This is a genomic window from Rhodoferax sp. (assembly GCF_018063565.1).
Classification (GTDB): domain Bacteria; phylum Pseudomonadota; class Gammaproteobacteria; order Burkholderiales; family Burkholderiaceae_C; genus Rhodoferax.
Window position 1 is genome coordinate 3,728 of sequence record NZ_JAGPBB010000010.1, and the last position, 15,540, is coordinate 19,267.

At 58.9% G+C, this 15,540-nt stretch carries 9 protein-coding genes; 2 read left to right on the plus strand and 7 right to left on the minus strand.

Features of this window, described 5'->3' with window-relative positions; genetic code table 11:
- Window positions 1–60 precede the first annotated feature (60 nt).
- Both KBF66_RS04050 and KBF66_RS04055 read left to right on the plus strand, forming a co-directional pair.
- Entirely contained in the window at window positions 61–1,833 is a 1,773-nt protein-coding gene (locus KBF66_RS04050; protein WP_296652609.1) for an ATP-binding protein, read from the plus strand.
- Window positions 1,830–4,799, plus strand: coding sequence for an EAL domain-containing protein (locus KBF66_RS04055; RefSeq protein ID WP_296652612.1), 2,970 nt, complete (start codon window positions 1,830–1,832; stop codon window positions 4,797–4,799). The genes KBF66_RS04050 and KBF66_RS04055 overlap by 4 nt, the downstream gene beginning before the upstream one ends.
- Before the next feature lie 83 nt (window positions 4,800–4,882).
- Here the strand turns inward: KBF66_RS04055 and KBF66_RS04060 are convergent, their stop codons facing one another.
- The 7 genes from KBF66_RS04060 to KBF66_RS04090 all read right to left on the minus strand — a co-directional run bounded on the left by KBF66_RS04060 (window position 4,883) and on the right by KBF66_RS04090 (window position 15,465).
- Window positions 4,883–7,078 (minus strand): TRAP transporter permease, encoded by a 2,196-nt coding sequence (locus KBF66_RS04060; RefSeq protein ID WP_296652615.1) that lies wholly within the window; start codon window positions 7,076–7,078, stop codon window positions 4,883–4,885.
- A 114-nt stretch (window positions 7,079–7,192) separates the two neighbouring features.
- Window positions 7,193–8,146 (minus strand): TAXI family TRAP transporter solute-binding subunit, encoded by a 954-nt coding sequence (locus KBF66_RS04065; RefSeq protein ID WP_296652618.1) that lies wholly within the window; start codon window positions 8,144–8,146, stop codon window positions 7,193–7,195.
- Window positions 8,147–8,478: 332 nt separating this feature from the next.
- Window positions 8,479–9,381 carry a D-amino acid aminotransferase gene (locus KBF66_RS04070; protein WP_296652621.1) on the minus strand — a complete coding sequence of 301 codons (903 nt, stop codon included), beginning with the start codon at window positions 9,379–9,381 and terminating at the stop codon, window positions 8,479–8,481.
- A gap of 237 nt (window positions 9,382–9,618) precedes the next feature.
- The gene (locus tag KBF66_RS04075; protein ID WP_296652624.1) at window positions 9,619–10,542 is read right to left on the minus strand and encodes a hypothetical protein; all 924 of its coding nucleotides are present in this window, start codon (window positions 10,540–10,542) and stop codon (window positions 9,619–9,621) included.
- Between the two features lie 51 nt (window positions 10,543–10,593).
- On the minus strand, window positions 10,594–11,136 hold the full coding sequence (locus tag KBF66_RS04080) for a GNAT family N-acetyltransferase (protein WP_296652628.1): 543 nt from the start codon (window positions 11,134–11,136) through the stop codon (window positions 10,594–10,596).
- Between the two features lie 41 nt (window positions 11,137–11,177).
- A complete protein-coding gene (locus tag KBF66_RS04085; RefSeq protein WP_296652632.1) occupies window positions 11,178–12,425 on the minus strand; it encodes an alpha/beta hydrolase in 1,248 nt (415 codons plus the stop codon).
- Between the two features lie 82 nt (window positions 12,426–12,507).
- A complete protein-coding gene (locus KBF66_RS04090; RefSeq protein WP_296652634.1) occupies window positions 12,508–15,465 on the minus strand; it encodes an ATP-binding protein in 2,958 nt (985 codons plus the stop codon).
- Between the last annotated feature and the right edge of the window lie 75 nt (window positions 15,466–15,540).

Below are 15,540 nucleotides of genomic sequence, written 5' to 3' on the forward strand. Positions count from 1 at the left end.
TATCCACTCACGTGGGTAGCGGACTGGCACGGGTAAGCACCTCACACTGGTGAACTTTTCATGGCCAGGCTTTGTATCTTTGGATGCCAGAATTTTCAGCTGGAGATGCAGGCCAGCCTGGCGGCTGAGGCTTGGCCCGATGTCGTTTCATTGGCTTTTCCCGCGCGTTGTGGGCGTCCCCCGGTCCAGTGGCAAGACCTTCGAGGTCTTTTGCCTGCTGATTGCTCGGAGGTGATCGTTCTGGGGCGTGCCTGCCTTGCAGGGCTGGGAGACCCGCCCGCAGACTTTCCGCTCACACGGGTGCTGATTCAGGAGCAGTGTTTCCATCTGCTGGCTGGTGCCACCCTGGTGAACGAGGTCATGTCGGGTGGTGGCTACCTGATGAGTCCAGCGTGGTTGCAAGGCTGGCGAGAAAATGTGGAAGATCTCGGGTTTACCAGCGATACCGCGCCAGCTTTTTTTCAGGACTTTGCCAAGCGGCTGGTGTTGCTGGACACAGGTATCGACGACAGGGCTGCTGCATTGCTGGCAGAAATCGAGATCGCCGTGGGCATACCAGCGCACCGCTTGGCAGTCGGGCTGGATCACCTTCGGCTCTACCTGAGTCGCCTGGTACTCACATGGCGACTTGGTCAATCTGACGGTCTTGTCCGACTGCAGGCGAAAAGTCATGCGCGTGCGCTGGCAGACCACATGACAGCCATGGACCTGTTGGCCCGGATGACCAAGGCGCGCACGGAGCCCGAGGTCATCAGTGCCGTTGAGGACCTGTTTCGCATGCTATTTGCACCGGGCATCTGGTATTACGTCTCAACGGAACCCCAACCAGGGGCCGAATTCACCGATATACCCGCTGAAATTGCTGAGCAGGTCCACGCCCTGACTGCACCTTATGGATGGACAAGCTCTGACCAGGGATTCATGCTGCGTGTGGCGCGTGATGACCATGTGTTTGGTCATGTTGTGGTGGATGCGCTTGCGTTCCCGCAGCAGCGTGAGCGCTACCTGAATCTGGCGCTGGCCATGACCGACATGATGGCGCTGGCAATCGAAAACGCCCGAACCCGCAAACGCCTGGTTGAAGCAGAAAAAATGGCTTCCTTGGGTGTGATGGTGGCCGGTGTGGCCCACGAAATCAACACGCCGGTGGGCGTCGGCGTTCTGGCTGCGTCCACCATGCAGTCACGCACCCAGAATCTGTCGCAGAGCTTTTCAGAGCGGCGTATGACGCAGTCTGACCTGCAGGTCTATCTGAAGGATTCTCAGGCGCAGTCGACACTGATTCTGTCCAATCTGGAGCGCATCGGGTTGTTGATTGACAAGTTTCGGCAGGTGGCCGTGAATGGTTTACCGCAGACGAAAAGTCGATTCCGGGTGAAAAACTGCCTCAATGAGGTCATTCACAGTTTTGGTGATCGCATCTCGCCCGAACGCATTCGTGTCAGTGTGATTTGCGATGATTCTCTGGAGATTGAAAGCTACCCGGGGGACTGGACCAGCATCTTCACCAACTTTGTATCCAACTCGCTGCAGCACGGTTTCAAGGGTCGTGACGCGGGGTGTATTCAAGTGGAGCTTGTTCTAGCCAAGTCCATGCTGTCGCTCGTTTACTCCGATGATGGCAATGGATTGACAGCTGAGGCGCAGGCGCGAATTTTCGACCCGTTTTTTACCACCGATATGCAAAATGGCATTGGCCTGGGCATGCATCTCGTCTACAACCTGATCACCCAGAGGCTGGGCGGGAGCATCACCGTTCAGCGCAGCCCCAGTGGGGGGGTGTGCTTTCGCATTGAGGTCCCTAACCATGATGGTCTGAAAGAAAAGCCATGACTGATTCCGACGCCTTTTCCGACCTGTTTGCGCCTGAACCAGAGTCCGCAGCAGGGCCCGATGGATCCACCGTGTCGGCCTGGAAAGTGCTGCTGGTGGACGATGAAAAAGACATTCATGCCGTACTGAACCTGGCGCTTCGGGACATGCGGGTGGAGGGAAAACCACTGCAATTGTTGGACGCCCACTCGGCTGCTGAGGCCAAGAAAATCCTGGCCGAGCATCCGGACATCTCGTTGATACTGCTGGATGTGGTGATGGAGTCTGAGCTTGCCGGATTGAATCTGGTGCGCCATATCCGTCGTGACATCTGCAACCGCATGGTTCAGATCGTACTGGTGACCGGACAACCCGGTTATGCGCCGCAGCGCGAGGTGGTGACGGATTACGAAATTGACGGTTACCGCCTGAAATCCGAGCTGACTGCCGACAAGATCTTTGTCTCGGTGTACGTTGCACTGCGGACCTACAAGGCGCTGCGCGAGTCGGAGATGCAGCGCCAGCAGGTCGAGGCGATGGCGCAGGTATTGAGTGAAAAAGAACAACGCTTGCGCGCGGTGGTGGATACCGCCCCGGACGCCATCATTCAGGCTGATGCCAATGGGCTGGTGATTGGATGGAACGAAGGTGCTTGCCATCTTTTTGGTTACACGGCCGACGAGATGCTGGGTCAATCGGTGAACCGTTTGATGCCGCAGCGACTCAACCATGCGCATGATCTGGCGATGGCTCGTTTGCGCGAAGGGACTCCCCCTCACCTGCTGGGCAAGGTGCTCGAGTTGATTGGCCTGCGAAAGGGTGGCAGTGAATTTCCCATAGAACTGGTACTGGGTTCCTGGGCGACCTCGAACGGCGCGCATTTCAGCGCTGTGATTCGGGATGTCAGTGAAAGAAAGCGCGCCGAATCGGGCTTGCGGCTGGCTGCCAGTGTTTACGCGAACAGTTACGAAGGCATCATCATTTGCGCGCCCGATAAGACCATTGTGGATGTCAACCCGGCCTTCACGCGCATCACCGGTTACTCACGCGACGAGGCGCTTGGCCGAACGCCCAAACTGTTGGCGTCAGGCAAGCATGATGCTGCGTTCTACCAACAGATGTGGTCTTCCATCGCCGAGCATGACTTCTGGCAGGGAGAGGTCTGCAACCGGCGCAATAACGCCGAGCTGTACACCGAAATACTGTCTCTTTCTGTGATTCGAGACAGCGCGGGCAAACTGCAGCATTACATCGGCGTCTTTTCTGACATCAGTTTGCTCAAAGCCCACGAAGAAGAGTTGTATCGCATCGCGCACTTTGACATGCTGACCGGGGTTCCCAATCGCCGACTTCTGCTGGACCGTTTGAGTCAAGCCCTTTTGCGTACCCGACGGACCGGACGGTCGGTGGCCGTCTGCTACCTCGATCTCGATGGGTTCAAGGTCGTCAATGACCGGTTTGGACATGACGGCGGCGACAAACTACTGGTGGAAATCACCAGACGTTTGAGAAAGGTCTTGCGAACAGACGACACCCTGGGGCGACTCGGCGGCGACGAATTCGTTCTTCTGTTGACTGACCTGGCTGGTCCGCAAGAAAGCCAACTGGCGCTGGACCGAGTACTGGAGGTCGTCAAGGAGCCCATCGAAATAGCCGGGAACTTGGTGGCGGTGTCGGCCAGTGTTGGTGTCACGATTTATCCGTCTGACGACGCTGATGCCGATGTTTTGCTGCGGCACGCCGACCAGGCCATGTACCTGGCCAAGGAGACTGGCAAGAACAGCTACCACTTCTTTGATCCCCGGCACGACCGGCAGGTTCAGACGCAGCGGCATTACATGCAACGCCTGCGTGAAGCCTTGGATAAATCAGAGTTTGTGCTCTATTTTCAGCCCAAGGCCAATCTGCGCAACGGCGACATCGTGGGATTTGAAGCGTTGATTCGTTGGCAGCATCCGGAGCGAGGGCTGCTTTCGCCCGGCGAATTCTTGCACTACATGGACGGCAGTGAACTGGAAGTGATGGTGGGCGAGTGGGTTATCGACACCGTGCTCAAGCAGATGGCCACCTGGAGCAGGGCCAGCATCGATTGCATGGTGAGCGCAAACGTCAGTGCCGATCATCTGCTGCGTGACAATTTTGCCGAGAGATTGCGCCTGATTCTGGAGCGACATCCTGAAGTCGCGCCTGAACGGTTGGAGCTTGAGATCCTTGAAACAGCGGCACTGGCCGATATGAAGAAAGCCGTCGAAACCATCACCCAGTGCCGAAAACTCGGGGTTCAGTTTGCGCTGGATGACTTTGGTACGGGCTATTCGTCGTTAACCTATTTCCTCAATCTGCCCGTCCAACTGCTCAAGATTGACCAGAGCTTTGTGCGCGTGATGCTGGAGGACCCGGGTGGTCTCGGCATTGTGGAGAGTGTCGTGCGCCTGGCGCAAGCCTTCAACAGACCGGTGATTGCGGAAGGTGTTGAAACACTGGAGCATGGCGCCGTGCTGCTCCACTTTGGCTGCCATCTGGCGCAGGGTTATGGCATTTCCAGGCCCATGCCGGCTGATCAGGTGGAAACCTGGCTGCACACCTGGTATGTGGGACAGTCCTGGGGCGCCATGGTCATTCCTTCCATGGGCCAGGATGTCACCTTGCAGGTCGCGGCTCAAAGCCATCGGGCCTGGGTGGATAAAGTGACCCGACAGGTGACGGAACTGGATGGTGATGTGGTCATTGAGGCCGATAGCAATATCTGTAGTTTTGGTCGTTGGTATCGGGGTAGCGGAGTGACCCGATATGGCAAAGCGCCAGAGTACAAGGAAATCGCGGTTTACCACGAACAAGGGCACTCACTGGCTACCGCTGCATTGGCACTTGCCAGATCAGGCAACTGTCACGATGCCAATCTGCTGTTGCAAGAACTTTACCAATCCAGGGACAGCATGCTGCGCTTGCTCGACAAATTGGCTTGCCAGTCCGTGGTCTGGCGTTAATGGGAAAGGACGCGGACCGCCCGCGAGGATGAGATCAGCCCCGTTGCCATTTCGTGCGGCCCCGTGCCCCGCCGCTTACCGCATCAATGGACGCCCTGCTTCGTCAGGCGCCAATCCTTCCCCTGCCGCAGTAACACCGGCACCACCATGCCAACGCCAATCAAGGTGGCGCTCAGGCTGGGAGCCACCATCAGGAGCGCAGCGGCAATGCACAACGCTTGCTCCCAGCGTTTCATCTCGACCAGGAAGAACTTGGAGAACGCCATCGCCAAAAAGGTGATGCCCAGCACGCAACCGGTGAAGGTGATGGCAAAGTCTGCCCACGTAAAGCCTTTGGCCACCAGAATCAGCGACGGCGAGAAAACAAATACGAATGGCACCAGCGCCTTCGCGATGCCCAGCCGGAAAGCGGTGTTGCCGGTCTTGAACGGGTCGCTGCCAGCCATACCGGCTGCCGCATAGGCCGCCAGCGCGACTGGCGGCGTGATGTCAGCTAGCACGCCGTAATAAAACACAAAGAAGTGCGCCACCAGCGGTTCCACGCCGAGCTGCACTAACGTCGGTGCGGCCACTGTCACCATGATGATGTAGTTGGCGGTGGTGGGAATGCCCGCGCCCATCAAGATGCACACCGCCGCCGTCATGACCAGTGCCGCCAACAGCGTGAGTGATTGCATGGCCATCAGGTAGCTGGGCACGATCACACTCAGCCCATTGGCTATGGCCGTGGCCGCGCCGGTGATGATGAAGCTGATCTTGAAACCCACGCCGGTGAGGGTGACCACGCCAATGACGATGCCCACCGTGGCGGCTGCCGCGCCCACTGCCAGCGCGTATTTCGCCCCAGTTTCAAACGCTTCGACCAGCACCGCCAGTTCGATGCGGCCACGAATCTTCGCCAGCCGCATGGTGACCAGAGTGATGGCCATCGCCACACCAAAGATGCCCAGTTTGGTCATCTCATCCAGATCAGTAAAGGCCACAGCCACCAGCGCTAGGTGCATCACCGCCATCAGCAGCCAGTTTTTGACCGTGTTGCCCTGCACCTGGGTGGTCACACCCACGATGGCGCTCGAGGTGATGCCAACAAACGCCGCAAGATACGGCGTGCGGCCACTGACCAGAATGCTGATCAGCAAAAACAGCGGAATCAGCGTGGGCCAGCGCATCTTGAGGCTTTGCCGCAATTTGGGCATTTCTTCTTCGGTCAGGCCGCGCAGGCCGTAGCGTTTGGCCTCAAAGTGCACCTGCATGAACACGCCAAAAAAGTGCATGAAGGCCGGCACGATGGCTGCGGTGATGATGGTCTGGTAAGGCAGGCCCAAAAACTCGATCATCAAAAACGCTGCCGCACCCAAAACCGGTGGCGTGATCTGACCCCCGGTGGACGCAGCAGCCTCCACCGCGCCGGCAAATTCGCGCTTGTAGCCTACGCGAATCATGGCCGGAATGGTGAGCGAGCCGACCGTGACCGCATTGGCCACTGACGAGCCCGACAACATGCCAAACATGGCCGAGCCAAACACGCTGACCTTGGCCGGCCCACCGGCGTAGCGTCCGGCAATGCTCGATGCAATGTCCAGAAACAGTTGCCCCAGCCCGATACGCGTGGCCATCACGCCAAACAGCACAAAGTGAAACACATAGGTGGCCACCACGCCAACGGCCACACCGTAGATGCCCTGGCTGGTGAGGTACTGGTGGTTGATGAACTGGCTCCAGCTCGATCCGGCGTGCTGCAGCAAACCGGGGAAATACTGGCCAAAGAGTGAGTAAAAGGTAAAGCCCAGCGCAATGAGCGGCAGTGGCCAGCCCATGCTGCGCCGCGTGGCCTCCAGCAAGGCGACAAACAATACCGTGCCAAAGATCACGTCGAAGTTGTTGGGGTTGCCAACGCGAAACGCCAGGTCTTCAAAGGTGTAGGGGATGTACAGCACGGCAAGCGCCACAGCAATACCGAGTAGCCAGTCGTACAGCGGAATGCCGCCGGGTGATGCCAGGCTGTGACGCACCGAGCGGTTTTCCGCCGCCTTGCTGCCGGCAAATACCAGAAAAATCAGCCCCAGCACAAACGCCAGGTGCACGCCCCGATGGGTGGTTTCGCGCAACAAGCCAAAACCGGCCGTGTAGTAATGAAAACAACTCAAGGTGATGAGCAACCACTTGATCAGCACCGTGCCTGGCGGCACCGAGGGGCGAAAGCGCATCTCGGGGTCGAACTTTTCCTCCAGCGCCAGCAGCTGTTTGTCATCTGGCAGGGTGACGGGAATGGTGCTCATAAGTGGAAGGCTTCAGGTTTTTCCAACAAAAACGGGCGGTGATGCCGCCCGTCAAACCATGCGCCAGATGGCACCTGGGTGAGGTGCCATCTGGCGCGCTGAGTCAAGCGCGGTTTACTTCAACACACCGGCTTCCTTGTAGAACTTCTCGGCACCCGGGTGATAGGGAATACCAACGCCTTGCACGGCGTTTTGCAGCGTGATGTACTTGCCCTTGGCGTGACCAGCAGCGAGCGACTTCTGCGCTGCATCGCCGTACAGCGCCTTGGTGATTTGATAGACGGTGTCGGTATCGACCTTGTCGCTGGTCACCAGTTGCGCACCGACCGCCAGGGTTTTGACGGCGGCGACACCCTTGTAGGTGTCAGCCGGGATCGAGTCCACCGCAAAGAAGGTGCTGGACTTGCGCAGACCATCAGCAGCGGCACCGTCAATCGGCAGCAATTCAATGCCGCCACCGGCGCTGGCCAACTCGGCAATGGCACCCGCAGGTGCGCCGCCAGTGAAGAAGAAGGCGTCAAGTGCGCCGTCTTTCATCTTGTCACCGGCCTGATTGGGTTTGATGTACTCGGGCTTGATGTCAGACTCTTTGATGCCGTAGGCGGCCAGCACCAGACGGGCGTTGATCAGCGTGCCCGAGCCGGGTTCATCCAGCGCCACGCGTTTGCCCTTGAGGTCGGCAATGCTCTTGAAACCAGAGCCCTTTTTCACCACCACGTGAATGCTCTCCGGGTACAGGTTGGCAATCATGCGCAGGCCAGCCACCTTGGGTTTGCCTTCAAAAATGCCGGTGCCGGTTTGCGCCCAGGTGGCTACGTCGGACTGGCTGAACCCCGCTTCCATCGCGCCGCCAGCGATACCATTGACATTGCCCAGCGAACCATTGCTGGCCTGTGCGGTGGCAATGATCTTGCCGGGTTGTGAGACCGCATTGGCGATCATCCCGCCTACGGGATAGTAAGTGCCGGCGGTACCGCCGGTGCCGATGCGGAAAAACTGCTGGGCGCTGGCGGTGCCAACGAGTGCAGCAGAGGTCAAAACAGCAGCGGCGAAAAGTTTGAATTTCATCAAATAGCTCCTTGTGGTTGAAATTGCCTGCCCAGCATCGGCTGGTGCAGGGGCCAGAACGACCTTTGCAGTGTACTCCGGCTTAGCCCGCGCCTGACGCTGATCTGACGGGTTTGACCGCGTGACCAGGCCCTGGCATTCCAGGCGAGCCGGCGCCTCCGGAATCAATTGAACTCGGCTCCACAATGGTGTGAATGAGAGGCCAGGGTGGCACCTGTGGTGGTAACGGGCAAATCATGCCCATAGGCGGGGATTTTGTTCCCGGGGATTCACCACGCTCGGCCCATCAATGCCCAGAGGAATCGGACACGTTGCGTGTCGCCGGAGCGGCGTCAGAGAGCAGCGCTAACGGACAGCGCCTGCGCCTTGGCCGCCTGGTATCCCGCGTACAGCTTGGCATACATCGGGCCGGGCTTGCCGTTGCCCACCGGCTGGGCGTCGAGCAGTGTCACTGGCAGCACCTCTTTGGTGGCAGAAGTCAACATGAGTTCGTCGGCGGCCAACACCTCGGCACGGCTGATGCGGCGCAGCTCGAAGCCAATGCCCTGGTCGCGGCAAATTTCTTCGATCAGGCCATAACGAATGCCTTCCAGCACCAGATTGTCCTTGGGTGTCCCAAGCACTTTGCCGTCTTTGACAATCCAGACATTGCAGGCGGCGGCCTCGCTCAAATAGCCGTCGCGAAACATTACCGTCTCAACTGCTCCGGCGTCAAAGCTGATCTGGCGCGCAAACACCGCACCGAGCAGGCTGGTGGCCTTGATGTGCGCCTTGGCCCAGCGAAAGTCGTCGGCGCTGACGCAAGCGACACCCTGGCTGCGCTGCTCGGCGCTAGGCGGCTTCATCCCGTTGGTCATGACAAATACTGTGGGGGTCAGTCCCTCGGGCATGACGTGGTCGCGCATGGCCACGCCACGGGTGATCTGCAGGTAGATCAATTGGTCGGTATTTTGCGCTTTGGCGCTTATGGAATCAGCATAAGTAGCTATTAACTTGATTGCGATTTCAGCCCACTGCATGCGCGTGAAAGGGTTGGGGATGCGCAGTTCCTTCAGGCTGCGTTCCAGCCTCGCCATGTGGTTTTCGAAGCGGAACAAGCGCCCCTGGTACACCGGTGCCACCTCGTACACGCCATCGCCAAAGATAAAGCCCCGGTCCATGACGCTGATCTTGGCATTGGGCAAGGTGGTGAACTCACCGTTGAGGTAGCAGGGTAGGGCGGGTAGGGTATTCATGAGTGTGGCTTCGCTTGTACAAAGGAGGGTGGCTTGGCGTGGGCGATACGCGTGTTGATTCTGACGAGTCGAAGTCCGCGTGGAAACACCGGTGCAGTCGAAGAGCTTTGGAACATTGATTGACAGGCTTCAACCTTGGTCAAAAGTGCAGAGGCTATCCAGAATCCGGTTCGGATGGCGACGGCCGGTGTCTTGATCTGTCACTCCCATTCGGTGTCAATTGGCGAACCCGAAGATTTATAAAGCGAAACTCTTCCAACTGGGTGCGGCAGCTTTGGCTTTGGCGATTTCAGAGGACGAGTAGCTTGAGAGCTCACGATACCGGACATGGGTGAGGCCTCTAAGTTTGTTCGGGTTTGCTGCGAGGCTCGGGTTGTGCCACCAAATCAGGGGCCAGAGGTCAAACGTTTGGTAAACCGCCATCGACACGGCCGAAAGCGATCGGCGCTTGGGATCGTTGAAATCGAGCTTGAACTCCTTGTCCGTTGCACCTGGACCAGGCGAAATCGGGCAAATACCGACCGGCGAAGTGTCAAACGTTGGCATGCGTGGCGGGGGGGTGGCAAGCGTCTTTTGAACAAAATTGACGGCATCGCGAAGCGCTGCAGTCGCTTTGGCAATGGCAATCGCCCCGTCACCAATGATCGGGATCGCCGACTGACCCTCAAGCAGCTCAGAGCCAAATGCGATACCGGACTGAGCGCGAATCGCTTGGCCGTAGTTCCATTTGATCGACTTGAACCAGGCGCCGAGACCACCGTGGAACCCATTGAAAAAAGCAGCAGCAACATTGCCTCCCAAAGCATCGGCTTCGAGTGCTTTCAGCACGGGACGCTTCAGAACAATGTCAAATGTTTCCCATCCAACAACCCCCACCTGGGTCAGTGCCGGCCCGATCGCGACCTCCATGAACGCGGCTACAAAAAAATGCTCTACATCGGCAATGCATTCCCCGGAATAATAGCCAGGCGCTTTGTTGAGTTGCCGATTGACGGAGTCATTGTCCTCCTGGGCACCGTCTTGACGGTAGTAAGTGAGCCAATCTTTGGCATGGAGAACCTGTCTGGCGTCGGGGGTTGTGAACCGATACTGGTTGACACTGCAAATATCAGAAAAGAAATTTGTCTTGGTGGCAGCCAATGCCCAAACCTGCGCGGCCATCTCGCGTTGCTTGGCTTCTGGAAAATACTTGAGCGGACTTGCCATGGGAAATTATGGTAACTCAAAAGACTCCCGAGTGCTTGGGCGGTCGAGTCCATACCACATGTGCAACTTGTCGACATAAGAGGTACCCACGGCCACTGCCATCGGCTCCAGACCGAAGGGCACAAAGCCATGGCGTGCATACAGCGACCGGGCCGCAACATTGGCGTCGGTCACGGTGAGCTGTACCAATCGGACGCCGGGCCGGGTTCTGGCATAGGACAGTGCGTGTTGAACCAAATGCTGGCCCAGCCCCATCCGGCGGTACTCTGCTGGAACATACATGCCAAACAAGCTGGCCTTGTGCCTGACCTTGTCCCGCCGCTCGAACGCCAGGCCGGCCACACCTGCCAGCTGATGGTCCAGGAGGCAGCCAAATACCAGCTCGTCGGGTGCGTCACCGGGGGCAAGGCGGCTTTCCCACCAGCCCAGCGGTAACCTGGCACGCTCTTCCACGCTGGAGGTAAATGCTTGCGGGTGCTGCGCGTAAGCTTCGAGCATGAGCGCGCGGTAGTCACTGGCGTGAGACGGGTCAAGGCGGATCAATTTCATGGAGGCCAAAGGTAACCGAGTTTTCCCGGTATCGTCGCAGATCAAGCCAGCCAGTTGAGCAACTGCTGACCCACCTGCGGGTTGTGGAGCAACTGCATGTGATTCGTGCGGTACACAATGCGTTGGTGCTCAGGGGCGAACGCCAGTTGCCGCGCCGGGTCGTCGTGATGCCCCAGGGCGCTATGCAGGGGTACCAGTCCGTCTCCGATCAGTCGGTCCGCCAGTTTGCCGCGTTGAGCAGCGGTGGTGGCCGCGATGGTGTAGCAGGCGATGTGCTCTGGCAGCGGCACAGGCTGGCGGCTGTCGGGTTTGCGCCGGAACCGGTCGTGCCCCTGCCAGTCCACATCCAGCACATGGCCATAGCGCAGATCGGTGACGCCCGCGCTGCGCAGCTGCCCGAGTTTGGCAAATGGGCGGCTGTAAGGCGTGCTGCCCAGTATCACGTCGACCCAGTTGCCGGCGCGCTCCAGCGGCGCACCGTGGTGGGGCGTGCCGAGGAAGACGATACTTTTGACCAGCTGGGGCCAGTGCAGCCCAGCCTGCGCGGCGTAGTAGAGCGCGCTGCGTGTCACCAGCCCGCCCATGCTGTGCACCAGCACGGTCAGTTCGGTCACAGGCGTCGGCCAGTTTTGCATCAATTGTTCCAGCTGGTCGGCCAGCGCATGGCCGTTTTGCGACACGTGCAGGCCTGTGTTGTAGCGCAGGTAGATCGGCGTAAAGCCCAGCGCCTGCGCCAGGGTGCTGGCGTGGTTGACATCATGACCGCCTTGCTCAGTGCTCCACTGCAGGTCGTTCATGCACAGGCCGTGAATCACCAGCAGCAGCTTGGGGGATGCATCGGATATCTGATCATTTATAGGTAAACTGAGGTCCAGCGCTTTTGAGTATTGGCCTAAATGCTCTCTAAAACGTAGCGTCATGGTGGTGCTCAGCGGACTGGCGCTGTCTTGCAGCCGGTCACCCATCACACCATTGAGTGCCGCCAGCACGGCAGCGCGCTCGGGCGACGCCGTTGGCGCGCCTTCCAGTTGTTGCAACAGCGGCTCCAGTTGGGTCAGCGCGGCCGACACGCCCCGGCCAACCAGCCGAGTGACCCCTTGAATGCTCTGGTAGACCAGCCCGGTCAAGCCACGCGTTTGGGCGGTGGTGCCACCACTGGGTGCGCCCAGGGTACGCCAGACCGACTGGTGGACGCCCTCGCTCAGGCGGGTGATGGCATGCGTGGCCTCAACGGCCAATTGGGCGACGGCTCGCAAATCGGTGGCCCGCAGGTGGCGGCTCTTTGGCATCGGAGGAGTTGCAGGCGTCATACAACGCATTGTGGCCGCTCACGGGCTGCCGGTGTTAGAGGCGAGGGTCTATCCACTGGGTTCAGGAGGAAGCATCGTCAACGGGCATCGACCGCCCGGGTAACCATTTGGCCAGCGCGGATTTCAGTGCTTCCAGGTCAATCGGCTTGGTCAGGAAGTCGTCCATCCCGACCGCCAGGCAGTGTTGCCGATCTTCTTCAAATGCGTCCGCGGTCAGGGCAATGATGGGCATACGGCGTTGTTGCCGCGCCAGTTCGAATTGCCTGATTTGCTCCGTGGCGCGGTAACCGTCGAGTACCGGCATCTGCAAATCCATCAGGACCAGATCTGGCCGCTGATGTTGATCGGGGTCGGCGCCGGAGGCGGCCTGCTCGATGGCTTGAACCGCCTGCTCGCCATCGTGCACCAGCGCTACGCTCAACCCCAGGCTGCCCAGCAAGGTTTCAATCACCAGGCAATTGACCAGATTGTCTTCGGCCACCAGCACATGGCCGTGCAACAACGCCGGGCTGGCAGATGTCTGGCCGGCGGTCGCACGCTCTGACTGGCGACTGTCCTGGGTTTCGGCAAGGACTTGAATCGGCACCCGGAACCAGAAGCGCGACCCAACACCGGGTTCGCTGCTCACCCCCACCTCACCCTCCATGGCTTTGGCCAGATGACTCACAATCGACAAGCCCAGCCCCGATCCGCCAAACTCGCGGGTGATTGAGCTGTCGGTTTGTGAGAACGGTTTGAACAGCAAGCCCAGCTTGTCGGCCGAAATGCCGATACCGGTGTCTTGTACCGAAAACTCCAGCCACAAGGTGTCGCCATGGCGGTCGCGTTCGCTGACTTCAATCAGGACCTGTCCCTGCTGCGTGAACTTGACGGCATTGCCCAACAGGTTGGCAAGCATCTGGCGCAACCGGTGCGCATCGGCCAGACCGCGTCGCTTGGGTGTGCCGTGCCATCGCGCATCCAGTTGCAAACCTTTCGCCTGGGCCGTACCGGCAAACAGGTTACAAATCTCGTGCAGCAGGTCCGGCGGGCTGAACGTGGTGCGTTCGAGCTGGAACTTGCCCGCTTCGATCTTTGACAAATCCAGAATGTCATTGAGCAGGGTCAGCAGCGTTTGACCGCTCGACAAAATGGTGCGGGCATAGTCGTTGCGTTGCTGCTCGTCCAAATGGGGGGTCAACAGCATCTGCGCCATACCCAGAATGCCGTTCATCGGGGTGCGGATCTCATGGCTCATGGTGGCCAGAAAGCGACTTTTGGCCAGGTTGGCCGTTTCGGCGGCTTCTTTGGCGAGGTAAAGCTCGGTGATGTCGACGCGAAAACCAACGGTGTGACCCGTCGGTGTGCGACGCTCCCTGATCTTGACCCAGCGGCCATCGTCGAGTTTCTGGATCAGCTCCTGCTCGCCGCGCCGACGAATCGCCAGACGCTCTTGCAGCCAGTCTTCTTCCCGCCCGATGGCGGCTGCGTACTGGCCCCGTTCCAGGCCATAGCGCAGAATTTCTTCAAAAGTGCGGCCCTCCTGGATGGCGGGCGCTGAAGTGGCATAAAACGCCCGGTATTGATCGTTGCAAAATACCAGGCGATCGCGCGGGTCGTACACGACAAAGGCTTCACCGATGGTTTCAACGGCCGAGCGCAGCAGCAATTCAGCCTGACGCAGCTGCTCTTCAGCCCGTTTGCTTGCCGTGATGTCGAGTCCAATGGCAACCAGGTAACAGGGCTGGCCTTGTGGGTCCGGCAGGGTGGTATTGGACCAGGCCAGAAGCCGCTGTTCACCGCTGCGGTTGATCCAGTAGTTTTCATAGTGGTGGGGAATGTTCCCGGTGGCAAAGGACTTGAATACCTCTTGCACTGCGGCCTGCTGATCAGGCGGGAAAAATCGCGTCCAGAAATAGGCCTGGCCTTTGACCTCGGCAAAGGCGTAACCGGTAAAGTCCTGTGCCGCCTGGTTAAACCGGACGATGGTTCCACTGCGGTCAATGACCAGGCCGATATTTCCAACCGCGTCAAAAATGGCATGGCTGAACAGTTGTTCTTGTTGCCGGCGCGCATCACTTTGGGCGAGTTGCGCATTTTTTCGCCCAATCCGCAGCAGCAGGAAACTGATGGCGACTGCAAACAGCGTCAGGGTTGCCATACCCAGCAGGGCACGCTGGCGCTCCACTGCATGACCCTGCCCGATTCTGAGCAACTCCGGGCTCTCATTGACCGCAACCACCACGCTGACTGGCCACTCGGTCAATTTGCGCCAAGAGAACAGCATCGGAATTTTGTCGAGTGTCGAGATGTCGCGAAATCGGCCATGTGCACCGGGTTGTGCCGACAGGAACGGGCGGGACAGGGGCAACTGGGTCTTGAGTGCTGCTTCGAGGTTGCGGCTGCGGGTGACAAAACGACCGTCTGCACGCACGATGGTGACCAGGTCCAGCGGGTCGGTTTGCATGGCATTGAGCAGTCGCGCCATATAGTCCGGCCGCAACGGGATGCCGATCACCCCGACAAACCGGCCGTCCACAAGAATTGGACGGGTGATCTGGATCAGCGGGACACTGGAGATGCGCCCGACGATGGGTTTGCTGATAAACAGCGCGTCTGCCTGCCTGTCAGCGTGCACGCGAAAGTGCTCCCGGTCGCCAAAAAACAGTCGCTCGGTGCTTCCATCGGATGAGTACTGAAGGTAGCCATCGGCACCGAACACGGTGACGAACTGCAACATGTCCGGGGGATACGTTCGAAGCAACTCCTGCGCCGCTGCATCAAAGTTCTTGCGGTCATGCACATACACCTTGCGCAGGTGCTTGAGAGCGGTGTCCACACTTCGGATGACAGCATCAAACTGCTGGGACACTGCAATGCTGAGCTGGTCAGCGCGTTGCTCGTGGCGGATTCTGGCGTTTTGCAGTTCCGTGGCTTCGCTATCGACCAGGGAGACCCAGAAATAAACGCTGCCCGCCACGCTGAGTACAACGATCAACAACGACAGAAGTGCCAGGCGAAGACCTGATCCCGTTTTCATGACAGGTCATTCTATGCCTGACGCCGGTGTCAATGGGCGTCAGACGGCCTGCTTTTGATGAACAGGCAAGGGGCA